The 23,941-nt window shown below is 62.3% G+C and carries 20 protein-coding genes; 15 read left to right on the top strand and 5 right to left on the bottom strand.

The features are described from left to right. The first annotated feature begins 280 nt into the window (after nucleotides 1-280). The 11 genes from aceE to ACZ9W6_RS03690 all read left to right on the top strand — a co-directional run bounded on the left by aceE (nucleotide 281) and on the right by ACZ9W6_RS03690 (nucleotide 16,124). On the top strand, nucleotides 281-2,944 hold the full coding sequence (aceE, locus tag ACZ9W6_RS03740) for a pyruvate dehydrogenase (acetyl-transferring), homodimeric type (RefSeq protein ID WP_465189740.1): 2,664 nt from the start codon (nucleotides 281-283) through the stop codon (nucleotides 2,942-2,944). Between the two features lie 95 nt (nucleotides 2,945-3,039). Further along, nucleotides 3,040-4,686 (top strand): dihydrolipoyllysine-residue acetyltransferase, encoded by a 1,647-nt coding sequence (gene aceF, locus ACZ9W6_RS03735; RefSeq protein WP_465189739.1) that lies wholly within the window; start codon nucleotides 3,040-3,042, stop codon nucleotides 4,684-4,686. 4 nt (nucleotides 4,687-4,690) lie between these two features. After that, on the top strand, nucleotides 4,691-5,185 hold the full coding sequence (locus tag ACZ9W6_RS03730) for a GNAT family N-acetyltransferase (protein WP_465189738.1): 495 nt from the start codon (nucleotides 4,691-4,693) through the stop codon (nucleotides 5,183-5,185). After that, on the top strand, nucleotides 5,182-6,963 hold the full coding sequence (gene lpdA / locus ACZ9W6_RS03725) for a dihydrolipoyl dehydrogenase (RefSeq protein ID WP_465189737.1): 1,782 nt from the start codon (nucleotides 5,182-5,184) through the stop codon (nucleotides 6,961-6,963). The genes ACZ9W6_RS03730 and lpdA overlap by 4 nt, the downstream gene beginning before the upstream one ends. Nucleotides 6,964-7,105: 142 nt before the next feature. Beyond that, a complete protein-coding gene (locus ACZ9W6_RS03720; protein ID WP_465189736.1) occupies nucleotides 7,106-7,558 on the top strand; it encodes a putative immunity protein in 453 nt (150 codons plus the stop codon). A gap of 96 nt (nucleotides 7,559-7,654) precedes the next feature. Next, nucleotides 7,655-8,530 carry a hypothetical protein gene (locus tag ACZ9W6_RS03715; RefSeq protein ID WP_465189735.1) on the top strand — a complete coding sequence of 292 codons (876 nt, stop codon included), beginning with the start codon at nucleotides 7,655-7,657 and terminating at the stop codon, nucleotides 8,528-8,530. A 236-nt stretch (nucleotides 8,531-8,766) separates the two neighbouring features. Beyond that, nucleotides 8,767-12,213 carry a response regulator gene (locus ACZ9W6_RS03710; RefSeq protein WP_465189734.1) on the top strand — a complete coding sequence of 1,149 codons (3,447 nt, stop codon included), beginning with the start codon at nucleotides 8,767-8,769 and terminating at the stop codon, nucleotides 12,211-12,213. After that, a complete protein-coding gene (locus ACZ9W6_RS03705) occupies nucleotides 12,210-13,106 on the top strand; it encodes a CheR family methyltransferase (RefSeq protein WP_465189733.1) in 897 nt (298 codons plus the stop codon). The genes ACZ9W6_RS03710 and ACZ9W6_RS03705 overlap by 4 nt, the downstream gene beginning before the upstream one ends. Next, nucleotides 13,093-14,754, top strand: a complete 1,662-nt coding sequence (locus ACZ9W6_RS03700; RefSeq protein WP_465189732.1) for a response regulator — start codon at nucleotides 13,093-13,095, stop codon at nucleotides 14,752-14,754. Before ACZ9W6_RS03705 ends, ACZ9W6_RS03700 begins: the two co-directional genes overlap by 14 nt. Nucleotides 14,755-14,823: 69 nt before the next feature. After that, nucleotides 14,824-15,612: an EAL domain-containing protein gene (locus ACZ9W6_RS03695; protein ID WP_465189731.1), complete on the top strand. Its 789-nt coding sequence runs from the start codon at nucleotides 14,824-14,826 to the stop codon at nucleotides 15,610-15,612. Nucleotides 15,613-15,734: 122 nt separating this feature from the next. Further along, nucleotides 15,735-16,124 carry a hypothetical protein gene (locus ACZ9W6_RS03690; protein ID WP_465189730.1) on the top strand — a complete coding sequence of 130 codons (390 nt, stop codon included), beginning with the start codon at nucleotides 15,735-15,737 and terminating at the stop codon, nucleotides 16,122-16,124. A gap of 64 nt (nucleotides 16,125-16,188) precedes the next feature. Here the strand turns inward: ACZ9W6_RS03690 and ACZ9W6_RS03685 are convergent, their stop codons facing one another. The 3 genes from ACZ9W6_RS03685 to ACZ9W6_RS03675 all read right to left on the bottom strand — a co-directional run bounded on the left by ACZ9W6_RS03685 (nucleotide 16,189) and on the right by ACZ9W6_RS03675 (nucleotide 17,658). Next, entirely contained in the window at nucleotides 16,189-16,920 is a 732-nt protein-coding gene (locus ACZ9W6_RS03685; protein WP_465189729.1) for a cytochrome c biogenesis CcdA family protein, read from the bottom strand. A gap of 3 nt (nucleotides 16,921-16,923) precedes the next feature. Continuing rightward, nucleotides 16,924-17,319, bottom strand: coding sequence for a thioredoxin family protein (locus ACZ9W6_RS03680; protein ID WP_465189728.1), 396 nt, complete (start codon nucleotides 17,317-17,319; stop codon nucleotides 16,924-16,926). Between the two features lie 147 nt (nucleotides 17,320-17,466). Continuing rightward, entirely contained in the window at nucleotides 17,467-17,658 is a 192-nt protein-coding gene (locus ACZ9W6_RS03675) for a hypothetical protein (protein ID WP_465189727.1), read from the bottom strand. 244 nt (nucleotides 17,659-17,902) lie between these two features. Between ACZ9W6_RS03675 and ACZ9W6_RS03670 the strand changes: the two genes are divergently transcribed. Continuing rightward, nucleotides 17,903-18,748 (top strand): EamA family transporter, encoded by an 846-nt coding sequence (locus tag ACZ9W6_RS03670; RefSeq protein ID WP_465189726.1) that lies wholly within the window; start codon nucleotides 17,903-17,905, stop codon nucleotides 18,746-18,748. A 3-nt stretch (nucleotides 18,749-18,751) separates the two neighbouring features. Here ACZ9W6_RS03670 and ACZ9W6_RS03665 read toward each other — a convergent pair whose 3' ends face one another. Together ACZ9W6_RS03665 and ACZ9W6_RS03660 are read right to left on the bottom strand one after the other, a co-directional pair. Continuing rightward, complete coding sequence (locus ACZ9W6_RS03665; RefSeq protein ID WP_465189725.1) at nucleotides 18,752-20,095, bottom strand: heavy metal sensor histidine kinase; 1,344 nt, start codon at nucleotides 20,093-20,095, stop codon at nucleotides 18,752-18,754. Further along, nucleotides 20,096-20,782 (bottom strand): heavy metal response regulator transcription factor, encoded by a 687-nt coding sequence (locus tag ACZ9W6_RS03660; RefSeq protein ID WP_465189724.1) that lies wholly within the window; start codon nucleotides 20,780-20,782, stop codon nucleotides 20,096-20,098. A gap of 163 nt (nucleotides 20,783-20,945) precedes the next feature. Here ACZ9W6_RS03660 and ACZ9W6_RS03655 point away from each other — a divergent pair, with 163 nt between their 5' ends. From ACZ9W6_RS03655 to ACZ9W6_RS03645, 3 genes are read left to right on the top strand one after another with little or no spacing between them, the layout of a single operon-like run. Further along, the gene (locus ACZ9W6_RS03655; protein ID WP_465189723.1) at nucleotides 20,946-22,031 is read left to right on the top strand and encodes a hypothetical protein; all 1,086 of its coding nucleotides are present in this window, start codon (nucleotides 20,946-20,948) and stop codon (nucleotides 22,029-22,031) included. Nucleotides 22,032-22,054: 23 nt separating this feature from the next. Continuing rightward, nucleotides 22,055-23,440 (top strand): multicopper oxidase family protein, encoded by a 1,386-nt coding sequence (locus tag ACZ9W6_RS03650; RefSeq protein WP_465189722.1) that lies wholly within the window; start codon nucleotides 22,055-22,057, stop codon nucleotides 23,438-23,440. A gap of 33 nt (nucleotides 23,441-23,473) precedes the next feature. After that, entirely contained in the window at nucleotides 23,474-23,941 is a 468-nt protein-coding gene (locus tag ACZ9W6_RS03645) for a cupredoxin domain-containing protein (RefSeq protein WP_465189721.1), read from the top strand.

Below are 23,941 nucleotides of genomic sequence, written 5' to 3'. Positions count from 1 at the left end.
AGCCTGATGTCGGCTAAATCGCAAAAAAACAACATGTTGCGGCGCAATATGTCGGCCTGAACGGCCATTTTGAGTGATAACCCTAATTGCCGGTTACTACCTGAAAAGATCACGCTTTACACTCTGTGCCGTGTAAGAAACTTTTCACTTTCGCAAATTTTATTTGCGGAAATGTTCGCTTATAATCGTCGCAGTTCATAACCGCCGCTAGCCGGCGGCTTTGTCATGTAAGCAGTCGTCACCCGTGGGGTGACAGAACCATAAATAGTGAGGATGTGAGATGGCAGCAATCTACCCTGACGATATCGATCCGATTGAGACACAGGAATGGACCGAGGCGCTGGAGTCGGTACTGGACTCTGATGGTGCCGAGCGTGCCCATTACCTGCTGGAGAAAATGGTAGAGCGCACCCGCCGTCGCGGTGCCCACCTGCCGTTCGAAGCGACTACCGCTTATCAGAACACCATCCCGGTTGGCAAAGAAGCCAAGTCGCCCGGCAATCACGAGCTGGAGCACCGCATCCGCTCGATCACCCGCTGGAACGCGATGGCCATGGTGCTGCGCGCCGGCAAGAAAGATCTCGAACTGGGCGGTCACATCGCATCGTTCCAGTCTTCCGCTACCCTGTACGACGTGGGCTTCAACCATTTCTGGCGCGCTCATAACGACGATCAAGAAGGCGATCTGGTTTACTTCCAGGGCCACATTGCCCCGGGCGTGTACTCGCGTGCCTTCCTCGAAGGCCGTATCTCCGAAGCCCAGATGGACAGCTTCCGTCAGGAAGTTGACGGCAATGGCCTGTCTTCCTACCCGCACCCGTGGCTGATGGAAGACTTCTGGCAGTTCCCGACCGTATCGATGGGCCTGGGCCCGTTGATGGCGATCTATCAGGCTCGTTTCCTCAAGTACCTGGAAAGCCGTGGCCTGGCCAAGACGCCGGGTCGCAAGGTGTGGTGCTTCTGCGGCGACGGCGAGATGGACGAGCCGGAATCCCTGGGCGCGATCGCCCTGGCCGCGCGCGAAGGCCTCGATAACCTGGTGTTCGTGATCAACTGCAACCTGCAGCGTCTGGACGGCCCGGTACGTGGTAACGGCAAGATCATCCAGGAACTGGAAGGCGACTTCCGCGGTTCCGGCTGGAACGTACTGAAAGTGATCTGGGGTTCCCGTTGGGACCCGCTCTTGGCAATGGACACCAAGGGCCTGCTGAAAAAGCGCATGGACGAGTGTGTTGACGGCGACTACCAGACCTTCAAGTCCAAGGACGGCGCTTACGTTCGCGAACACTTCTTCGGCAAGTATCCGGAGCTGCGCGAGATGGTTGCCAATATGTCCGACGACGAAATCTGGAACCTGAACCGTGGCGGCCACGACCCGCACAAGGTGTACGCGGCTTACCACGAGGCAACTCACAACGCCAACGGCCGTCCGACCGTGATCCTGGCCAAGACCATCAAGGGTTACGGCATGGGCTCCAGTGGCGAAGCGCAGAACGTTGCCCACCAGGCCAAGAAAATGGCGCTGGAAAACCTGAAGAAATTCCGTGACCGCTTCGGCATCCCTATCTCCGATGCCGATCTGGAAAGCGTGCCGTACTACAAGCCGGCTGAAGACAGCCCGGAAATGCAGTATATGCGCGAGCGTCGCGGCCAACTGGGCGGCTACCTGCCAGCCCGCAAGCCGGTGAAAACTCCGCTGGCCGTACCTGGCCTGCACGTGTTCGACAGCCAGTTTGCCGATTCCGGCGAGCGCGAGTTCTCGACCACCATGGCCTTCGTGCGTCAGCTGGGCATCCTGCTGAAAGACAAGAACATCGGCAAGCAGATCGTACCTATCGTGCCGGACGAGTCCCGTACCTTCGGTATGGAAGGCATGTTCCGCCAGTACGGTATCTGGTCCAGCCAGGGTCAGAACTACGTACCGCAGGATCACGACCAGCTGATGTTCTACAAGGAATCCCGTGATGGCCAGATGCTGCAGGAAGGCATCAACGAGCCGGGCGCGATGTCTTCGTGGATTGCGGCAGCGACCAGCTACGCCAACCACGGCATCCCGATGATTCCGTTCTACATCTACTACTCGATGTTCGGTTTCCAGCGTATCGGCGACCTCGCGTGGGCAGCTGGCGACATGCGCGCCCGCGGCTTCATGCTGGGCGGCACTGCCGGCCGTACCACCCTGAACGGTGAAGGCCTGCAGCACGAAGACGGCCACAGCCACATCCAGGCCGGCCTGATTCCGAACTGCATCAGCTACGACCCGACCTTCGCCTACGAGCTGGCGGTGATCATGCAGGACGGTCTGCGCCGCATGTATGCCGAGCAGGAAGACGTGTTCTACTACATCACCCTGATGAACGAGAACTACAACCACCCGGCCATGCCGCAAGGTGCCGAAGACGGCATCCTGAAGGGTATGTACCTGCTGAAAGACGGCGGCGACGCGGCGGTGAAGGTACAGCTGATGGGCTCCGGCACCATCCTGCGCGAAGTGATTGCTGCTGCTGACCTGCTGCGCAACGACTTCGGCATCGCCTCCGACGTCTGGAGCGTGACCTCGTTCAACCAGCTGCGCCGCGACGGTATGGAAGCCGAGCGTCACAACCTGCTGAACCCGGTTGGCGAACAGCGCCAGAGCTATGTCGAGCAGCAACTGTCCGGCCGCACCGGTCCGGTGATTGCCGCCACCGACTACATCCGCAACTACGCCGACCAGATCCGTGAATACGTGCCTGGCCGCTATGTAGTGCTGGGTACCGACGGTTTCGGCCGTTCCGACAGCCGCGCCAAGCTGCGCGAGTTCTTCGAAGTGAACCGTCACTACGTTGCGGTTGCCGCGCTGTCCGCGCTGGCCCGTGAAGGCAAGATCGATGCGGCCAAGGTTGCCGAGGCGATCGCCAAGTACGGCATCAACGTGAACAAGCTGCCAAGCTGGAAGGTATAAGCCGACTGCGGCCAACGTTGTCCGACGTTGGCCGCAGCCTTGCTGACGAACTGTTGCGTGCGGGGCCTGCGGGCACCCGCCGGGGATAGCGAGACATGAGCAATCTGATCGAACTGAAAGTGCCCGATATCGGTGGGCACAACAATGTAGACATCATCGAAGTATTCATCCAGCCGGGTCAGACCGTCGCCGTTGACGACAGCCTGATCACCCTGGAAACCGACAAGGCCACCATGGAAGTACCGGCCGAAGTGGCCGGTGTGGTGAAAGAAGTCCGCGCGGTACTGGGCGGCAAGATTTCCGAAGGCGACGTGATCGCCATCATCGAAGTCGGTGCAACTGCCGCTGCGCCGGCACCGGCTGCAGCCGTGGCTGCTCCGGTAGCTGCCGCGCCTGTGGCTGCTGCTCCTGTTGCCGCGCCGGCTGCTGTGGCCAGCGTTGGCCGCAGCGAAATCCGTATTCCGGACATCGGCGGCCACAAGGGCGCTGACGTGATCGAGGTGTCGGTCAAGGTCGGTGACGTGATCGCCATTGACGACAGCCTGGTGACGCTGGAAACCGACAAGGCGACCATGGAAGTGCCGGCGACTGCTGCCGGTCGCGTGGTTGAAGTCAGCATGAAAGTTGGCGACAAGGCTAGCGAAGGCGACTTGATCGTTATCGTGGAAGGTGCTGCGGCCAACGTGGCTGCCGCGCCAGCGCCTGCTGCCGCACCGGCTCCGGTCGCTGCTGCACCAGCTGCTGCTCCTGCACCGGTTGCCGCGCCGGCACCAACTCCGGTCGCCGCTGCCGTGGCTGCCGCCATCGACGAAATCTCCTTCTCCAAAGCCCACGCCGGCCCGTCGGTACGCCGTCTGGCGCGCGAACTGGGTGTGGATCTGGGCAAGGTCAAGGGTTCCGGCCGCAAAGGCCGTATCGTCGAAGACGACGTGAAGGGCTTCGTGAAGGCCATCATGCAGAATCCGGCGGCACTGGCCCCGGCTGCTGCACCGGCCGGCAACGGTGGCGGTCTGGATCTCTTGCCATGGCCGAAAGTCGATTTCGCCAAGTTCGGCCCGATCGAGACCAAGCCGCTGACCCGCATCCAGAAGCTGTCCGGCGCGAACCTGTCGCGCAACTGGGTGATGATCCCGCACGTGACGTTCAACGACGAGTGCGACATCACCGAGCTGGAAGACTTCCGCAAGACCATCGGCAAAGAGTGGGAAAAGTCCGGCCTGAAGATCAGCCCGCTGGCCTTCATCATCAAGGCCGCCGCCGAAGCGCTGAAAGCCTTCCCGACTTTCAACAGCTCGCTCGATGGCGACAATCTGGTGCTCAAGCAGTACTACCACATCGGCTTTGCTGCCGACACGCCGAACGGCCTGGTGGTACCGGTGATCAAGAACGTCGACCAGAAAGGCATCAAGCAGATCGCCAAGGAACTGACCGAACTGTCCGCCTTGGCGCGTGACGGCAAGCTCAAGCCTACCGATATGCAGGGCGCGACTTTCACCATTTCGTCTCTGGGCGGCATTGGCGGCACCAGCTTCACGCCTATCGTGAATGCGCCGGAAGTGGCCATCCTCGGCGTGTGCAAGTCGCAGATCAAGCCGGTATGGAACGGCAAAGAGTTCGCGCCGCGCCTGATGTGCCCGCTGTCGCTGTCCTTCGATCACCGCGTGATCGACGGCGCGGCCGCTGCGCGCTTCACCGTATATCTGGGCAAGCTGTTGTCCGATGTACGTCGCCTGATCCTGTAATCGCATGACGTTCCAGCTGCTGCCTGCCACGCTGGCGGACGCCCCCCTGCTGACGGCCATCTGTCTGGTGGCCAAGCAGGGCGTGGGTTACCGCGATGATTGGATGGCACTCTGGAGCGAAGAACTGACGGTGTCGGCGGACTATGTCCGCCAGCACTGGGTGCGAAAAGCAGTGGATGCAGCAGGTCGCAGTCACGGCTTTGCCGGCATGAGTCTGGCAGATGATGGGGTGGCAGAACTGGACTACCTGTTCATTCTGCCCGGCAGCCAGCGTCTGGGGCTGGGGCAGCAATTGCTGGAAGCGGCACTGGCTGCCGCCCGTGACAGCGATTGCCGCCTGTTGAGCCTGTATGCCGAGCCGGCAGCGGAAGCCTTTTACCGGCGTCTGGGTGCCAGTGTGCTGGAGATCGTGCCGGTGCCGATGCCTGACGCTCCCGAACGAGTTTTGCCTCGCATGGCGTGGCAGTTGCAGAATTCAGCTCAAGGAAACCTGAAATGAGCAATCTGATTGAACTGAAAGTCCCGGACATCGGTGGCCACAACAATGTGGACGTGATCGAGGTGTTCGTGAAAGTGGGCGACACCGTTGCCAAAGACGACAGCCTGATTACGCTGGAAACCGACAAGGCCACCATGGAAGTACCGGCTGAACACGCCGGTGTGGTGAAAGAATTGCGTACCGCCGTTGGCGGCAAGATCTCCGAAGGCGACGTGATCGTGGTGATCGAGGCCGCCGGCGCAGCCGCTGCGGCCAACCCTGCTCCGGCAGCGGCAGCCGCGCCTGTTGCAGCAGCAGCCGCACCGGTTGCCGCGCCACAGGCCGCGACTCACGCGGGTGGTGCCGACATCGAATGCGATGTGATGGTACTGGGCGGTGGCCCGGCTGGTTACTCGGCCGCTTTCCGCGCGGCTGACCTCGGCCTGAAAGTGGTGATCGTCGAGCGTTACTCCACCCTGGGTGGCGTGTGCCTGAACGTGGGCTGCATCCCGTCCAAGGCTCTGCTGCACAATGCGGCGGTCATCGATGAAGTCGCCCATCTGGCGGCCAACGGCATCAAGTTCGGCAAGCCGGAAGTCGATATCGACGTGCTGCGCGGTTACAAGGAAAAAGTCATCGCCAAGCTGACCGGTGGTCTGGCCGGCATGGCCAAGGCACGCAAGGTCGAGATCGTGCGCGGTAACGGTACCTTCGTTGACCCGCACCACATCTCGGTACAGCTGACCGAAGGCACTGGCCGCGACGAGAGCGGTGCCAAGCGCGTGGTGAAGTTCAAGCACGCCATCATCGCCGCGGGCAGCCGCGTGATGAAGCTGCCGTTCATTCCGGACGATCCGCGCGTGGTGGATTCCACCGGCGCACTGGCGCTCAAGTCCGTACCGGGCAAGATGCTGGTGATCGGCGGCGGCATTATCGGTCTGGAAATGGGCACCGTGTACTCCACACTGGGCGCACGCCTCGACGTGGTCGAGATGATGGACGGCCTGATGCAAGGCCCGGACCGTGACCTCGTCAAGGTTTGGCAAAAGTGGAACGCCCACCGCTTCGACAACATCATGCTGAATACCAAGACCGTCGGCGTCGAGCCGCGTGAAGACGGTATTTACGTGACCTTCGAAGGTGCCAGCGCGCCGAAAGAGCCACAGCGTTACGACCTGGTGCTGTACGCCACCGGCCGTGTGCCGAACGGCAAGCTGATCGGCGCGGAAAACGCCGGCATCATCGTCAGCGACCGCGGCTTCATCGAAGTGGACAAGCAGCAGCGCACCAATGTGCCGCACATCTTTGCCATCGGCGACATCGTCGGCCAGCCTATGCTGGCGCACAAAGGCGTGCACGAAGGCCATGTGGCGGCAGAAAACTGCGCCGGCCTGAAGTCCTTCTTCGACGCGCGCGTGATTCCGGGCGTGGCTTACACCGATCCGGAAGTGGCATGGGTTGGCGTGACCGAAGAAGAAGCCAAGAAGCAGGGCCGCAAGATCGAGAAGGGCGTGTTCCCGTGGGCCGCTTCCGGCCGCGCGATCGCCAACGGTCGTGACGAAGGCTTCACCAAGCTCTTGTTCGATGCGGAAACCCACCAGATCATCGGTGGCGCGATTGTCGGCCCGCACGCCGGCGACATGATCGGCGAAGTGTGTCTGGCGATCGAAATGGGTTGCGACGCAACCGATATCGGCAAGACCATCCACCCGCACCCGACCATGGGCGAATCCATCGGCATGGCCGCCGAAGTGGCACACGGTACGTGTACCGACCTGCCACCGCAGCGCAAGAAGTAAACGTGTGAATGCGGCCAACCTTGGCCGCAAAGCAGACAAAAAAAGGGCAAACCGCGAGGTTTGCCCTTTTTGTTTTGCCAAGCGCAGCCGGGAGGTGGCATTGCCTATAGTGCAGCGTGGCAAGGCGGCAGAGGGAGGCGGCATGAGAGCACAACTGGAGCAGGCATTGGCGGTGGCGTTGGCGGCGGATGAAACGGGGCGGCTGGCTTATGTGTTTGCCTGCCATTGCGCACGGCGCGTGCGTCATTTGCTGGAAGACGAGGCGCTGCTTGCCTGTCTGGATGCCTTGCAGGCGTTTGTCGACGGGCAACTGGCGGCGGATGAGTTGGCCGCAGCGGCGGTCGAGGCGGCGAGGCTGGCGCGACGGCATCCGGGCTCGCCTTCGCTGGATGGGGTGGGGCATGCGGCGGTGTCGGCGAGTCATGCCGTGGCCAATGCATTGGCCGGGCGGGCCGCTGTGGCGGCGGATTATGCTGCTTATGCCATGGTTTACGGCGGTGGTGGCTATGGCGCAACCACAGATCCGGCAGCTTTTGACCCGGAATATGCCTGGCAACTTGCTTGCCTGCGCGAGCTTGAATCCACCGGAATATAGTCGTTTGGGATGGTGTCGTTGGCATATTGATGCGCGAATGGCGGGTGGGATGCATGGCTGCTAAGGTAAAACCTGGGTCTGGTCGGAGTGCGGGCCATGCGAGTCTCCCATTTGTTTCTTGTTGGCTGCTTGCTGCTGTGGGCGTCGCTGGCGCGTGCGCAGGGGGAGGCGGTATTGCTGGTAGAAGAGCGTACCTACCAGCAATACCAGACTTTCCTGGCCGGGCGGCCGCCGTTGTCTGTCAAAAGCTTTGGCGGGCAGGGAGCCAGCCGCACCTCGATCGAGCTGGTGCTGTTGCAGCAGGCGCTGGCGCTGGGTGGGGATACTGACCGTGTACGTTTCGAGTTCATGCCTAATCATCTGCGGCTGATGCGCGAATTGCAGACCGGCAAGTATGTGGCAGCGGCCAACACGGTCTGGCAGGACAGCATAGGCGAAGCACCGGATGCCTTCTGGCTGAGTACGGCGGTGATCCGCAATGGCCAGTTCGAGGCCGGGCTGTATACCACCAAGGCCCGTGTCGGCAGCTACCGTATCCGTTCCGGCGCGGATCTGTTGCGACTGAGTGCCGTCAGCAGTCATGGCTGGAGCAGTGACTGGCGCACGCTGAGCGGCCTGCCATTGCAGCAATTGTTTGATACGGCCAGCTGGCCGAATATGCTGAATATGGTGATTGCCGACCGCGCCGATTTTCTGCTGGCACCGTTTCAGGCAACGGATGACATGAGTTTCGAGGCGAATGGCGTGGTGTTCATGCCGATTGCCGGGGTCAAGCTGGGTCTGCTTGGCTCGCGGCATTTTGTGGTGTCGCGTTTGCATGCGGATGGCCAGCGTTTTTATCAGGCGCTCGAAAAGGGGCTGGCCATCATGCTGGCGCGCGGCGCGTTTGATCGTGCCTATCGCGAGGCCGGTTTTTACAATGACAAGGTACGTGACTGGCTGAAGTTCAGCCCGCTGGAGCGGGTACCTTGATCATGACCGGGTGCTGACTGCGAATGGCAGAAGACAGCGGCGAACAAGGTTGGCCGCAATGACGAGAAGGGCAAGCCGCGAGGTTTGCCCTTTTGTGTTTGCGCGCCGGCCAAACCATGCTGTCCGGCAAGCCGCGCTGATGCCGCCGGCAGATCGTCTAGAGTACAGAGTGGCACCGTGAGCCATTGTGGCTTGCTAGCGCGTGCAACAGGCCGGCAGTTGGATACGGGGGAGACATGCAAGGCAAGGTTTTGTCGTTTCGCAGCAAGCTGCTGTTGAGCATGGGAGTGTTCTTGCTGTTGTCAGCGCTGGCGCAGCTGGTTTCCCAGTGGGTATTGCGTCAGCAGACCGATATCAGCCGCGATCTGAGTCGTAATCTGATGCCGCGTTCCGAGCTGGCGTCGGGCTGGCTGGTCAGCGTACTGGAGTCTGCCCGTCATACCCGCAATGTGCTGATTCTGGACGATCCGGCGCTGATCAATGACGAGCTGGTTTTTCTGGAACAGGAAAAGCAGCACCGTCTGCAATTCAGGGAACAGTTGCAGCAGATGTCGCAAGATGTCGAATCACAGGCGGCGATGCATCAGGTAATCAGCACCCAGAAAGTGTATATGCCGCTGGAGAGCCGTTACATCGAGCTGATCCGCAACGGGCAACTCGACGAAGCCAAGGCGTTTCTGCTGGAGTCCATGCGACCGGCCCAGCTGATTTACAAAGACCATCTGAAGGCCTATCTGGATCTGCAGACGCGATTGCTGGCGGAGAGCCGCTTGCGGGTTGAAGAAAATGCCAGGTTGAATGACAGGCTGATTCTGCTGATTGACGGCATTGTCTTGTTGCTGATGGCGCTTGTGGCCGGGGTATTTGTCCGTAATTTGTGGCGGCAGCTGGGGGCGGACCCGCAATACACCGCGACGATTGCCAAGCGGCTGGCCGAGGGCAAGTTTGATACTGATATCCGGCTGGAGGCCGGCGATCGTTCCAGCCTGTTGTACGCGATTGCCCGCATGGGTGAGGCGATTGCGGCCAACCAGAAGGTATTGGTCGAGTCCGAGTGGATCAAGAGTTGCAAGACGACCTTGAGCGAGCTGATGCAGCGCGAGGATGATGCCGGGCACGTAGCCGGGCTGGCGCTGGACTTCTTGCTGGACAAGCTGGGGGCAGATGTGGGTGCCTTGTATCTTGCAGACGCCGATGATTTGCGACGGGTGGCCAGTGCGGGTCTGCTGGAACCCCGTCTTGGCCAGCACATGGCGCTGGGCGAAGGCGTGCTCGGGCGGGCAGCCCTGCAGAACAAGCTGCTGCTGAAGACCGAGCTGCCGGCGGACTATCTGCGCATCGAGTCGGCGACGGGCAGCACGACACCGCAAAGCGTGCTGATCTTGCCGCTGTTTGATTCGCTGGCACTGGTAGGGGTGGTCGAGCTGGCGTGCGTGGGCAAGTTCTCGGCACAGGCATTGGCGCTGGCCGAGCAGATTCGCGAGGCACTGGGCGCAGCGCTGGGTTCGGTAAGGGCGCGGGCACGCATGCGCGAGTTGCTGGAGAAAACCGTCGAGCAGGCCGAGACGCTGCAGCGGCAGCAGGTCGAGCTGGAGCAAAGCAACCACGAGCTGCGCGAACACAGTCGCATGCTGGACGAGCAAAGACACGAGCTGGATCAGCGCAATGCCCAGCTGCAGGCCAGCAGCCGCGAGATCGAGTGGCGTGCCGGCGAGCTGGAAAAGGCCAGTCAGTACAAGACGGATTTTCTGGCGAATATGTCGCACGAACTGCGCACGCCGCTTAACAGCATGCTGATGCTGTCCGAGCTGCTGCGGGAAAACCGCGAGCAGAATCTGAGCGAGCAGCAGGTACGCTTTGCGGATGCCATTCATCGTTCCGGCAAGGATTTGCTGCTGCTGATCAACGATATCCTCGACTTGTCCAAGATCGAAGCCGGCAAGATGGACTGCGTTTACGAGCCGCTGCGGATTGCCGAGCTGTGCCAGTCGATGAACGAGTTGTTCCGGCCGATGGCCGAGCAAAAAGGCCTGCAGTTCGAGGTCGACATGACCGACATCGCCGGCCAGCGCTGTCTGCTCGATGTGCGGCATACCCAGCAGATCCTGAAAAACCTGCTGTCGAATGCCCTGAAGTTTACCGGCAATGGCCGTGTCCGGCTGACGGCCAGGCGGCTGGCGGCACAGGACAGCCCGCTGCAGGTAGCCAGCTTGCAGCTGGCCGTCGAGGATAGCGGTATCGGCATCGCGGCCGAGCAGCTGTCAATGGTGTTCGAGGCCTTCCGCCAGGCAGATGCCGGCATCAGTCGCCGTTTTGGCGGCACCGGACTGGGTTTGTCGATTTCGTCGCGGCTGGCGCAAAACATGCAGGGTGATCTGACGGTCAGCAGCGAGGTCGGCAAGGGCAGTACCTTCTGTCTGCTGCTGCCGTGGCGACAGGCAGACGATTCGGCAAGCGTGCCGGATGATCCGCCCGAGGCGGTCGCACAGGCCACCGCGGCCATTGGCGCTGCGCAGGCGAGGCTGCTGATTGTGGAGGATGATCTGCTGATGCAGCAGATGCTGGCAGAGCAGGCGCGCGAGCATGGCTTGCTGGTCGACTGTGCGGCCGATGGCGAGACCGCCTTGCAGCTGGCACGCAGCCGGCAGCCGGATGCGATCTTGCTGGACGTGATGCTGCCCAAGCTCAATGGCTGGGAGGTGATGCGCCATTTGCAGGCCAGTGACGATACGGCAGATATTCCTGTGCATTTTCTCAGTGCGCTGGATGCGGCTGACGAGGCGATGCTGCTCGGGGCTCGCAGTTATCTGCTCAAACCGGTGCAGCCCCGATTGCTGGTGCAGTTGTTCGAGTCTGTCAGCCGGCAGGTAATGCGCAGCGTACTGATAGTCGAAGACCGTGCCGATGAGGCGCAGGCGCTGGGGGCACTGTTTGAAGCGCGCCACTGGCGTGTGGCTTATGCCGGCAATGGCGAGCAGGCACTGGCCAGCCTTGGCCGGCAGGGCTTTACCGCCATGATTGTCGATCTGCAATTGCCGGATATGCCGGGCGATGCCTTGCTGGCGCGGGTGCGCGAGACTTTCGCCGAACACGAGCTGATCGTGATCGTCCATTCGGCCGCTGATATCAGCCGCAAGCGCGAGCAGCAGTTGCGCTGCCATGCTCAGGCTGTCGTTTGCAAGGGTGAACATGGCATCACGCGGATTCTGGACGAGCTGGCTCGTCTGCTGGCGGCGAGGGAAGCCCGCCCGCCGGAGAGGCGATCCGTCACCGTGTCGGAGCCGGCCGAGCCGCTCGGCACGCTCAAGGGGCGAACTTTGCTGCTGGTGGATGACGATATCCGCAATATCTTTGCAATCAGCAGCCTGTTGGGTATGCAGCAGATCCGCATTCTGGAGGCCGAGAACGGCCGCGAGGCGCTGGAGCAACTGGAAAAACACCCGGAAATCGAGCTGGTGCTGATGGACATCATGATGCCGGAGATGGATGGCTTTACCGCCATGCGCAAGATCAGGGAAAACCCCGTCCACGCCAGCCTGCCGATTATCGCGATGACCGCCAAGAGCATGCCCGGCGACGAGCAGCAGTGCCGTGATGCCGGTGCCAGCGACTACATCAGCAAGCCGCTGGACAATGCCAGGCTGATTGCCATGCTGCAGCAATGGCTGGGAGTGGCGAAATGAAAGCGCCGGGTATCCGGCATGCGGATCATGAGCGTCTGCAGCAGATCGAAATGCAGCTGCTGATCAGCGGTCTGGCGCAAGTCTATGGGGTTGACCTGTCGGCCTGCTGTGCCGAGCCGCTGGAGCGCGGCATGCGCCGCTGGCTATACCACAGCCCATACCCGAGCTTTGCCCATGCGATTCCGGATCTGCTGCATCAGCGCAATCTGGCCCAGGCCTTGTTTGGCCAGGTGATGGTCAGTGTGTCCGAGATGTTTCGCGATCCGCAGCTTTTCCTGCAATTGCGCCAGCAGTGGCTGCCGGCACTGGCAACACAGCCCAGCCTGAATATCTGGCATGCCGGCTGTGCCGCTGGCGAAGAGGTGTACAGCATGGCCATCCTGTTGCGCGAGGCCGGGCTTGAGCGGCGCAGCCGTTTGTATGCCACCGATATCAATGATCAGGTCTTGCAGCTGGCCGGCGAGGGGCGGTATAGCGCGGCCAGCATGGCGCGGGCTGCGGCCAACTATCAGGCCAGTGGTGGCGAGGGTGACTTTGCCGACTACTACCGTACCGAACAGGCTTATGCCTATCTTGACCCGAGCTTGCGGCGCAATATGGTGCTGGCGGCGCACAATCTGCTGTTTGACGCCGACTTTGCCGCGATGGACCTGATCTTTTGCCGCAATCTGCTGATCTACTATCAGCCTTCCTGCCGCTATCACATCCTCGACCTGCTGAACCGGAGTCTGAAAGACGGCGGCTTGCTGATTCTGGGGAGCAGCGAGACCCTGGGCGACTGGCCGCATGCGGTGCAATACCAGGAGCTGGAGCGCGGCTCGCGTGTTTATTGCAAGAGACGGGCCGGTATGCGCTATCTCTCTCACCGGGGCAAAGTGAATGCGCTTCTCTGAGTTGTTACCGATTCCCGTGCTGGTGGTGGATGACCAGCCGGCCAATCTGCTGGTGATGGAGTCATTGCTGGCAGATTTCTCGCCGCCACTGGCGATTACCACGGCGGATAGCGGCGCGCGCGCCCTGCGACTGTGCCTGCAGCACGAATACGCCATGGTATTGCTGGATGTGCAGATGCCGGATATCGATGGTTACGAGGTGGCCGAAATGTTGCGGGCCAATCCGCAAACCAGCACCTTGCCCATCATCTTTGTCACCGCCGGCATGAATACCGAGCCACAGGTGTTCCGTGGCTATGAAGTCGGCGCGGTGGATTACCTCAGCAAGCCGCTAGACCGCCGTCTGCTGGCTGGCAAGATCAGGGTGTTTGGCGAGCTTTATCGCCAGCACTATGCCTTGAAGCGCAATGAAGAGCGGCTGGAAGACGAGGTGGCACGCCGGACGCAGCAGCTATTGCAAAGCGAGTCGCGCCTGCAGGACGCCCAGCTGCTGGCCAGATCGGGGCACTTCCAGCTGGAAAACGGGCAACTGCAGTGCTCGGCCTCATTGCAGCGCTTGCTGCATCTGCCGGAAACCTTGTCCGCGCTGGAGATCCGCCAGGCGATGGGGCCGGTGCAATGGCATGGATTATTGCGCGGTGCCGCCGGGCTGTTGCATGGCCTTGCGGCCAACCTTCAGCAGGAGCTGACTTATCAGCTGCCATCCGGCGAGTGGCTGGATCTGATGCTGATCATGCGTTGTCGTCGCGAGAGTGCGGGCAGTGTGCTGGATGGCGTCTTGCAGGATATCTCTTCGCACAAGCACACCGAACGTGCCCTGCATGCGTTGAGCGAGGAGCTGGAGGCACGGGTGGCGGAGCGGGGACGCGAGCTGGAGCAGGCACTGGCAAAAGTGGCCGAAGCCCAGCACTTGCAGGCGCTGACCCATCTGGTGGCGGGGATAGCCCATGAGCTGAACACGCCGCTGGGCAATATCATCCTGGCGGCAGGCAGCCAGCGTGCCGGTTTGCAGGATTTGCTCGATCTGCTGGGCGGCGAGAAGGTATCGCGTGCCATGTTGCGCAGCCAGGCCGAGCTGGCGCAGCAGGCCACCCGGCTGATCGAGGACGCGGCCGGGCGGGCGGCACGGCTGGTGTCGGATTTCAAGGCGATCGCGCTGGAAGACTTTCGTGAGAATGCCTGCCATTTTGACCTGTATTGTCTGGCCGAGGATGCTTACCAGATCTTGCAAGAAGCGCTGTCGGCTGCCGGCGTGCAGTGGGACAACCGCATTCCGCGCGGCATCGTGATGCACTCGCGGCCGCAAGCACTGCATCACATTATTTGCCAGTTGGCTGAAAACGCCTTGCAGCATGCCTTTGCCGGCGTGGCGGCGCCGTGCATTACGCTGGACGCCGCGGTGATGCCGGATCAGGTCGCCATCAGCATTGCGGATAATGGCGTGGGGGTGGATGAGGCGACCAGGCAAAGGATGTTCGAGCCCTTTTTCACCACCCGCATGGGGCAAGGCTGTTCCGGGCTTGGCTTGTCGCGGATACACAATCTGCTGAAAAAAGCCCTGCACGGCGAGCTGACAGTGCATACAGGCCAGCAACAAGCCTTGCGGTTTGAACTGCGCTGCCCCATCAATCTGGTAAACCCGAGCTAGCCGCGTTCCGCTCATGCAGCACAGATGAGCCGGCGAGCCAAACGATGTTGTCAGTGAGGACTATGCGAGATGTCCAGCTTCCGGATTGCCGATGACAAGCAGGGTGCAGGTCCGTCACGCTGCGCGGGCTGCCGCGATGGCAAGGCACCGGATTTTGCCTTCAGCCATGCCTTCCAGCCGATCGTCGATATTGCCGCGCGCCAGATTTTTGCGCACGAGGCGCTGGTGCGCGGGCCGAATGGCGAGGGTGCGATGACGGTGCTGGCGCAGGTGAACGAGCACAATCGCTACCGCTTCGACCAGACCTGCCGTATCCGGGCAATTGCACTGGCGGCGCGGCTGGGCATGCAGAGCCATCTGTCGATCAACTTCCTGCCCAATGCGATTTACCGCCCCGAAGTCTGTATCCGTACCACCCTGCAGGCGGCGCGCGAACATGATTTCCCGATCTCGCGCATCATCTTCGAGACCGTCGAAAGCGAGCGGGTGGATGACGGCAACTGGCTGGCCGAGGTGTTTCGCGAATATCGCCGCATCGGCTTTCAGACCGCGATCGATGATTTTGGCGCCGGCTATGCCGGGCTGAACCTGCTGGCCGATTTCCAGCCGGATCTGCTGAAACTGGACATGGCATTGGTACGCGATATCGACCGCAAGCCAGCAGCACGCATCATTGTCGCCGGCATGGTGGAGGTCTGCCGGCAACTGGGTGTACGGCTGATTGCCGAAGGTGTCGAAACCCGTGCCGAGCATGACTGTCTGGCAGATATGGACGTTGTGCTGATGCAGGGGTATCTGTTCGGCAAACCACGCTTCGAGCAATGTGTCATGCACTTCGACGAGCTTGGTCCCTGGTGACATGACAAGCGCGGATTATCGAAATGCCGGCCGCCGCGTGGCGGCCAACTTGCGGCCAGATTGTGCAGATTGCTGCCTATAGTGCAGTCAGGGCACAGCGGCTGTGCCGCAAGGAGTACATCATGGCAATGGATAGGCGTTTCCTGTTGCTGGCGCTGCTGTTCGCGGTAGCCGGTCTGCTGTTTGGCATCTATATGGCGTCCACGCATGATCTGGTGCAGAAAGTGACCCATGTGCACATTCTGACGGTGGGTTTTCTGCTGTCGTTCAGCTATGCCGTGATCTACCGCTTGTGGCTGCCGCAGGCCACCGGCCGGCTCGTCTGCCTGCATTTTTACTGTCATGCCGCCGGTGCATTGCTGATGGCTGTCGGGTTGTTCTTGCTGTTTGGCGAGCGCCTGCCGGAAAGCACGCTGGGCCCCTTGCTTGGCCTCAGTTCGATGGCGGTGCTGGCCGGCATGCTGATGATGGCCTGGCAGGTGGTTTGCAGCTGTCGCCAGCCGGCCGGCTAGGCGAGCTGGCGACAAGGCAGCCACTGCGCCTGCAGCGATGCCGGCGCAGTAGCGGGCGATGCACCTAGATGGCGACGGTCAGCGCGACCCACCAGTCCGACATCAGTGGCACCAGCAAGGCCTCCAGCCGTTTGTCCCAGCCCAGCAGAATCGCACTACCCAGTAACAGCAACAGGCAGGCAAAAGCCAGCTTCATGCGTGGCTGGTGTTGTTGCAGCCAGCCGCGTGCACGGCCAAACGCCGCCCGCGAGACATGTGCGGCCACAATCAGCGGTACGGCTGCCCCCAGGCCAAATGCGCCGAGGATCAGCGTACCGCGCAGCGCGCCGCCTTCGCTGGCCACCAGTGTCAGCGCCGAAATCAGCAAGGGGCCGGAGCACGGGCTCCACACCAGACCGAGCAGGGCTCCCAGCATGAAGGCACCGGGCAGGGTGCGGCTGTCGAATCGCGCCGACCAGCCATCGGCGCGGCTGGCCAGCGGCGACAGGCCTTGTGCCAGCCGGCCGCCCAGCGCCGGCAGCAATAACAATCCCCCCATCAACAGCAACAGGCTGCCGCCGAAGAGGCGCAGGCTGTCGCCATCAATACCCAGTGCCGGCCCAGCCAGCCCCAGCAGCAGGCCGGCCAGGGCAAAGCTGCTGACCATGCCGGCGCCCATCACCAGCGGGCCGGCACGATGGCCTTGCAGGCTGCCGCCGGCCACCAGCGGCAGCAGGGGAAACACGCAGGGGTTAAGCGTAGACAGGCTGCCGGCCAGCAAGGCCAGCACGAGATGACTCAGTGCGATGCTCTCCATGCCTTAGCGCGCAGTCAGCAAGGCAGCTTTCAGCTGCTCCGGGCGGGTCTGGCCGCCAATGCGGACGGTTTCCTGCATGCCCTTCAACACCACCAGCGTTGATTGGGCGCGCACGTTCAGGCGCTTTTTCAGCTCGCGCTCATTGTCGTAATTGGCAATCAGCACGGTGTAGCCACGCAGCTGGGCATCGGCTTTGAGTTCTTGCAGTGACAGGCTCTGGGCGCGGCAGGTCGGGCACCAGTCGGCATGAAAATGCAGGCCAACCGGCTTGCCGGCATTTTGCAGGCTTTGCAGCTCGGCGGCATTGAACATCTTGACTTCAAGGGCTAGCGCCAGGTTGGCCGCAAGCAGCAGCGGCAAGGCGAGAACGAGGGTAGGCAGGCGGGTTTGCAGATTCATGATGCGCTCCATAAGCAGTGATGTCATGAAGCTTGGTCGGCGCAGCCGACGGATTCTTACAACGGCAGACAAGAAAATACCCCGCGGCTTCCATCAAGGAGCGGGCGGGGCATTGTCAGCGACAGGGCGCTGCCGAGCTTATGATGCTCAGATCTTGTCGTTGTACTCTTTCTGTACTTGCGGTGCCATGTTCTGCTGGGCAGCGTTGCTGTCACCACCGGTGGACGCAGCGTGAACGGCAGAAGGCAGACCGTCGTAGTCATGCAGGCCGGCAGCCATGGCGGAACCAGCAACAGCGAACAGAGCAACGAACAGGGTGGTTTTCAGAGTGGTTTTCATGATCTTGATCCTTGGGGCTTGTTAACGTGGTGTCACTATGCGCCCAAGTATTTGCTGCATTGTTGCCGGAACACTGACAGGTTTGAGCAAATATTAGTTCTAACATAGACATTCACATTCGTTAAAGCTTTGCGAAAAAAATCTCGCCTCCAAGATAGTTGTGTGGCACGAGTCCAGGCTCGGCAGCGCTGCTGATCGCTGCTAGGCTGAAACTTGCCCTGTCATCAGCCAAGCGGAGTGTCCGATGCCCAGCCAGTTCCGCAACAGCCTGTTTACGATACTGGCCATGCTGGCTTTTGCCGGTAACTCCCTGCTATGCCGCCAGGCACTGGCGCGCAGCCAGATGGATGCGGCCAGCTTCACCGCCATCAGGCTGCTGGCCGGTGCGCTGATGTTGCTGCTGATTGTCCTGCTGCAAAACCGCAGCCTGCCGCGTGCCGGCAGCTGGCGTGGCGCGGCGGCGCTGTTTGTCTATGCGGCAGCGTTTTCCTTTGCCTATCTGTCCTTGCCGGCGGCCACTGGTGCCCTGGCCTTGTTTGGTGCGGTGCAGGTCAGCATGATCAGCTATGCCAGCTGGCAGGGCGAGCGTCTGCGGCCTTGGCAGTGGCTGGGTTTTGCGGCGGCGCTGGCCGGGCTGTTGCTCTTGCTGTGGCCCGGCGTGGCGGCACCTTCGCCGCTGGGGCTGGCCCTGATGCTGCTGGCCGGCATTGCCTGGGGTGTGTATTCGTTGCTCGGGCGCGGGGCCGGCGATGCCACGGCCGTGACGGCCGGCAACTTCTTGCGGGCAACACTGCTGGGCTTGTTGCTGCTGTTATGGCAATGGCCGGCACAGTGGCCGGCGGCCGAGGGCGTGGCTTATGCGATAGCCTCCGGCGCGCTGACGTCCGGCCTAGGTTATGCGCTGTGGTATCGCGCGCTCAGGGGCCTGAGCGCCACCGTGGCCGCCTCGGTCCAGCTGAGCGTGCCGCTACTGACGGCCTTGCTGGCCTGGCTGTGGCTGGCCGAGTCGCCGGGCTGGCGGCTGGCGTGGGCGAGCCTGGCGATTCTGGGCGGCATCGCGCTGGTAATTGCCGGCCGGCGGCCGCGCTGAAGCTTACCCGCCCGGCAGACTCAGCACGAAACAGCTATGCCCCTGTGCGCTGCTGACGCTGACTTCGCCGCCGTGCGCCAGTGCAATCGCGCGGGTAATCGCGAGGCCGAGTCCGGCGCCTTCCGCAGCCAGATGGCGACGCGCCTTGTCGCTGCGGTAGAAGCGGTCAAACAGTCGCGGCAGCTCGCTGGCGGGGATGGTGTCGCCGTCGTTATGCACCTCGATGTTAATGCGGCCAACTTGCTGGTGAATCCTGACCTCGACCGTACTGCCCTCGGCGGCGTGGCGCACGGCATTGGACAGCAGATTGCCCAGCGCGCGGCGCAGCATCAGCCGGTCGCCGCTGACCTGCCCCTCACCTTGCTGCTGCAGGTTCACCTGTTTGTCCTCGGCCAGCATCTCGTAAAACGCCAGCAGCGCGGCGACTTCTTCGTCCAGCTGTATGGTTTCGCGCTGCGGCAGCGCGAGGCCGTTTTCGGCGCGGGCCAGCAGCAGCATATCGGCCACCATGCGGCTTAGCCTCTGCAACTCTTCGGCATTGGACGCCAGCACCTCGCGGTAAGCGGCCGCGCTGCGGCTCTGGCTGAGGGTGACTTGGGTCTGCATCAGCAGATTGCTGATCGGCGTGCGCAACTCGTGCGCAAGGTCGCTGGAAAAGTCATTCAGCCGCGCAAAGTCGGCCTGCAGCCGGCTCAGCATGGCATTGAGCGAGGCGGCCAGATCGGCCATCTCGACCGGCACGCTCTCCACCGGCATGCGCGGGGCCAGTGCGCTGGCGCTGACTTCCTGCGCACGCTGCTTCATCAGATGCAGCGGGGCGAGGCCGCGGCGGGCGATGGCCCAGGCCAGCAGTGCGCCCAGCAACATCGCCAGCAGGGTGTAGAGCAGCAATTGCTGCTGCATCGCCAGCCGGAAGTGGCTGTGCTGGCTATCGTCCTGCACCAGCTGCAGGCTGATCTTGCCGGCCGGGCTGGCCAGCTCCTGTTGCCACGACTGATAATCGCGCCCGGCGTACTGCCAGCTGCCGCCTTGCTGCACCGTCTGCCAGCTGGCCCAGGGTTGGCCGCGGCTCTGGTACAGCAGGCTGCCGTTCAGCCACAGCCGCGCCGACAGGCCTTCGTGGTTTTCCAGCAAGAGCGGCAGCTTTTGCGGCCAACCTTGTTGCGGCGTCTGCAGGAACATCTGCTGCAACTGGCCGGCCTTGGCGTGCAGGCTGTGCCTGTCCATCTCGGCAAAATGGCTGTTGATGCCGTGCGACAGCAACAGCCCGAGGCCCAGCAGCAGCGCGCTGCTGACCGCGGCATAGGCGAGGCTGAGCCGCGCCGTCAGTGACAGACGCTGCCACATTCAGGCTTCCTCCTGCTCGTCGAGCACATAGCCCATGCCGCGCACGGTGTGGATCAGCTTGGGATTAAAACCATCGTCGATCTTGTTGCGGAGCCGGCGCACAGCGACGTCGATCACATTGGTGTCGCTGTCAAAATTCATGTCCCATACCTGCGAGGCAATCAGCGAGCGCGTCAGCACCTCGCCACGGCGGCGCAACAGCAATTCCAGCAGCGCGAATTCCTTGGCCGACAGATGCAGCTTTTTGCCACCCCGGCTGACGCGGCGGCGCAGGGTGTCGAGCTCGAGATCGGCAATGCTCAGCAGCGGGTTTTCCAAGGGCGCGCGGCCACGGCGCAGAATGGTACGCACCCGCGCCAGCAGCTCGGCAAAGGAGAAGGGCTTGACCAGATAATCATCCGCGCCCAGCTCCAGCCCGTGCACGCGGTCGGCAACCGAGTCGCGTGCGGTCAGCAGCAGCACCGGCAGGCTGTGGCCCTGTTCGCGCAGGCGACGCAGGATCTCGAAACCATCCATGCCGGGCAGCATCACATCGAGAATCGCCAGATCAATCGCCTCGTCGTCCTGCAGCCGCAGCCAGCCCTGCAGGCCGTTATCGCACCATTCGACGGCAAAACCCGCCTCGCTCAAGCCCTGGCGCAGGTAGTCACCGGTTTTGCTTTCGTCTTCGACCAGCAGAATCTTCATGTCTTGCTCCTTGCAGACCGCCATTTTGCCAGCGCCGCGTGGCGTGCGCGCCAAGATGACAGTTTTGTCATCTTGTAGTCATTTGCCTGTCAGTTGCTAGCCTGCAGTATGGCGGCAGCTTATCCGCTGCGCAGCCCGGCTGCGATCAAACAGGAGCAAACAGATGACAAGACGAATCGGCATGGCACTGTGGCTGGCGCTGTTGGCCGCCCCGGCATTTGCCAGTGAGCAGGCGCGGCTGGCCGAAGCCTGGCGTGCGGCCAACGCGGCCGTCGCCGAGTTTCCGCGTGGCCACGCAGATGTGCTGAAGTGGGAGGCGGCCAATCTGCCGCCGACCGCAGCCACCCCGGCCGAGAACGGCCTGCTGCTGGCCACGCCGGCTCAGGCAGTCAGCCTCGCGCTGGCCGGCCATGCGGATCTCGCCAATCTGGCTATCCGGCTGGGCAAGGACGGCATGACGGCGCTGCAGGACGGTAACTGGCAGGCGCTGTCGCCGGTGCGTCTGCGCCAGATCGACGACAGTCGCGAGGCGCTTGAAGTTGCCCATGCCGCACGCCAGAGCTGGCTGGTAGCCGTGGCGGCCCGTCAGCACATGGCGCTGCAGCAGCGCATCAGCGACACCCATGCTACTGCGGCCGAGCTTGGCCAGCGGCTGGTGGCTGCCGGCAGCTGGAGCGCACAGCAACAACTGGGTTATGCACTGAAAGCCCAAGAGGCGAAACAGCAAAGCTGGCGCAGCGCCCAGGCTGGCCGGCTGGCGCTGAATGCACTGGCGGCGCAGTTCGTGCCGCAAGGCCGCGTCAGCCAGCCGCTGCGCGTGGCCGACAGCCTGCCGGCTTTGCCGGAAAAGGCGATGGATGAGGCGATGCTGCAGACCCGTCTGGCCAGCTTGCGGCCAACCCTGGGCCAGGCCGAAGCCAGCACGCTGAATCAGAGCGCCGGGCTTGCTTACCAGACCTATCTTGCGGCCTGGCAGATTGCCGACAGCCAGTGGCGGCAGGTGTTGCCACTGCAACAGCAGGCTTACGAAGAAACTGTGCTGCGCTACAACGGCATGCTGAAACATACCTGGGACGTGCTGGATGCCGCTGCGGCCAACCTTGTCGCACAGCAGCAGGCCAGCGCCAGCCTGCGCGACTTCTGGCTGGCCGAGGCTGACCTGCAGCTGGTGTTGCAAGGCGGCAAGCCTGCGAGTCTGCAAAGTCTGGCCGGTGGCGGCGAAGGTGCTGCCGCTGCTGCCCCGCATTGAGCCCGATTGCCCGAGGATTTGACATGACATTCAATACTTCACGCCGCCAGCTGCTGGCTGGGGCAACCGGTGCCGTGCTTGGTGCCACCGTAGCGCGCTCGGCGCTGGCCGGCCTGCCCGAGCCGGTGATCCAGACATCCAGCGATACGGCGCCACCGCTGCTGCCGCCCAATGGCCAGCCTTACAACCCGGTGGTGACGCTGAACGGCTGGACCCTGCCGTGGCGCATGAATAATGGCGTCAAGGAATTCCATCTGGTGGCCGAGCCGGTGGTGCGCGAGATGTCGCCCGGCTTTTTCGTACAGCTGTGGGGCTATAACGGCCAGAGCCCCGGCCCGACCATCGAGGTGGTGGAGGGCGACCGCGTGCGCATCTTCGTTACCAACAAACTGCCCGAACATACCAGTGTGCACTGGCATGGCCAGCGCCTGCCCAACGGCATGGATGGCGTCTCCGGCCTGACCCAGGCGTCGATCAAGCCGGGCAAGACTTTTGTCTACGAGTTTGTCGCGCGCCGTCCCGGCACCTTCATGTACCACCCGCATGCCGATGAAATGGTGCAGATGGCGATGGGCATGCACGGCATGTGGATTACCCATCCCAAGGGCAAGCATCCGCTGATCGACCCGGTCGATCGTGATTTCTGCTTCCTGTTGAATGCCTTTGATGTCGAGCCGGGCAGCCGCACGCCCAAGGTGATGACCATGACCGATTTCAATATCTGGGCGTGGAACAGCCGCATCTTCCCCGGTATCGATACGCTGAATGTGCGCCTGGGCGACAAGGTACGCATCCGCGTCGGCAACCTGACCATGACCAATCACCCGATTCATCTGCACGGCCACGAATTCATGGTGACCGGCACCGATGGCGGCCCGACGCCGAAATCGACACGCTGGTACGAGGTGACCACCGATATCGCCGTCGGCCAGATGCGCCAGCTGGATTTTGTTGCCGATGAAGAGGGCGACTGGGCGATTCACTGCCACAAGAGCCACCACACCATGAACGCGATGGGCCACGACGTGCCGACGCTGATCGGCGTCGATCACCGTGGTCTGGTCGGCAAGCTGCAAAAATCCGCCCCCGATTACATGCTGATGGGCGAGCGCGGCATGGCCGATATGGGCGAGATGGCGATGCCTATCCCCGACAACACCGCGCCGATGATGACCGGCGAAGGCCAGTTCGGCCCGCTGGAAATGGGCGGCATGTTCAGTGTGCTGAAAGTGCGCAAGGACCAGCCGCGCGGTGACTATCGCGACCCGGGCGCGTTCAGGCATCCGCCAGGCACGGTGGCCTACGAATACAAGGGCGCGCCCTTGCCCGAGCCCAAACGCGCGGCCACCCCGGCCAGCCAGCCGCAGGCGGCGGTCAAGAAGCCGGCCGGCCATAACGGGCACCACTAAACAGACAGATCACCCCCACCACCGAGGACACAAATGACACTCACCCGATTTGGCGGCGCCCTGCTGGCGCTGGCCCTCAGCAGCAGCGTACTGGCTTCGCCCGGCCATCATGGCAGTAGCGCCATCGGCGAGCCGGGCAAGGCCGCGCAGGTTGGCCGCACCATCACCATCAGCATGACGGACAATATGCGTTACACCCCGTCCAGCCTGCAGGTGAAGCAGGGCGAAACCGTGCGGCTGATCATCCGCAACGAGGGCAAGCTCAAGCATGAATTCAGCCTTGGCAGCGAGGCCGAGCTGAAAGAGCATTACGAAGTGATGAAGAAATACCCCGATATGGAGCACGACGAGCCGGGCAAGCTGAATCTGGCACCGGGCAAGGACGGCGAAATCATCTGGCGCTTCAGCCAAGCGGGCACCATCCACTTCGCCTGCCTGCATCCCGGCCACTACGATGCGGGCATGAAGGGTCAGGTACTGGTCAGCAAGAAAGGAAACTGA

Source organism: Vogesella lacus (assembly GCF_979366295.1).
The sequence above is the reverse complement of the archived record's forward strand: the minus strand, read 5'-3'. Positions and strand labels throughout refer to the sequence as shown.

Coding starts and splice junctions, on each gene's coding strand:
- aceE (WP_465189740.1), top strand. CDS start 281: ATGGCAGCAATCTACCCTGACGATATCGATCCGATTGAGACACAGGAA.
- aceF (WP_465189739.1), top strand. CDS start 3,040: ATGAGCAATCTGATCGAACTGAAAGTGCCCGATATCGGTGGGCACAAC.
- ACZ9W6_RS03730 (WP_465189738.1), top strand. CDS start 4,691: ATGACGTTCCAGCTGCTGCCTGCCACGCTGGCGGACGCCCCCCTGCTG.
- lpdA (WP_465189737.1), top strand. CDS start 5,182: ATGAGCAATCTGATTGAACTGAAAGTCCCGGACATCGGTGGCCACAAC.
- ACZ9W6_RS03720 (WP_465189736.1), top strand. CDS start 7,106: ATGAGAGCACAACTGGAGCAGGCATTGGCGGTGGCGTTGGCGGCGGAT.
- ACZ9W6_RS03715 (WP_465189735.1), top strand. CDS start 7,655: ATGCGAGTCTCCCATTTGTTTCTTGTTGGCTGCTTGCTGCTGTGGGCG.
- ACZ9W6_RS03710 (WP_465189734.1), top strand. CDS start 8,767: ATGCAAGGCAAGGTTTTGTCGTTTCGCAGCAAGCTGCTGTTGAGCATG.
- ACZ9W6_RS03705 (WP_465189733.1), top strand. CDS start 12,210: ATGAAAGCGCCGGGTATCCGGCATGCGGATCATGAGCGTCTGCAGCAG.
- ACZ9W6_RS03700 (WP_465189732.1), top strand. CDS start 13,093: ATGCGCTTCTCTGAGTTGTTACCGATTCCCGTGCTGGTGGTGGATGAC.
- ACZ9W6_RS03695 (WP_465189731.1), top strand. CDS start 14,824: ATGTCCAGCTTCCGGATTGCCGATGACAAGCAGGGTGCAGGTCCGTCA.
- ACZ9W6_RS03690 (WP_465189730.1), top strand. CDS start 15,735: ATGGCAATGGATAGGCGTTTCCTGTTGCTGGCGCTGCTGTTCGCGGTA.
- ACZ9W6_RS03685 (WP_465189729.1), bottom strand. CDS start 16,920: ATGGAGAGCATCGCACTGAGTCATCTCGTGCTGGCCTTGCTGGCCGGC.
- ACZ9W6_RS03680 (WP_465189728.1), bottom strand. CDS start 17,319: ATGAATCTGCAAACCCGCCTGCCTACCCTCGTTCTCGCCTTGCCGCTG.
- ACZ9W6_RS03675 (WP_465189727.1), bottom strand. CDS start 17,658: ATGAAAACCACTCTGAAAACCACCCTGTTCGTTGCTCTGTTCGCTGTT.
- ACZ9W6_RS03670 (WP_465189726.1), top strand. CDS start 17,903: ATGCCCAGCCAGTTCCGCAACAGCCTGTTTACGATACTGGCCATGCTG.
- ACZ9W6_RS03665 (WP_465189725.1), bottom strand. CDS start 20,095: ATGTGGCAGCGTCTGTCACTGACGGCGCGGCTCAGCCTCGCCTATGCC.
- ACZ9W6_RS03660 (WP_465189724.1), bottom strand. CDS start 20,782: ATGAAGATTCTGCTGGTCGAAGACGAAAGCAAAACCGGTGACTACCTG.
- ACZ9W6_RS03655 (WP_465189723.1), top strand. CDS start 20,946: ATGACAAGACGAATCGGCATGGCACTGTGGCTGGCGCTGTTGGCCGCC.
- ACZ9W6_RS03650 (WP_465189722.1), top strand. CDS start 22,055: ATGACATTCAATACTTCACGCCGCCAGCTGCTGGCTGGGGCAACCGGT.
- ACZ9W6_RS03645 (WP_465189721.1), top strand. CDS start 23,474: ATGACACTCACCCGATTTGGCGGCGCCCTGCTGGCGCTGGCCCTCAGC.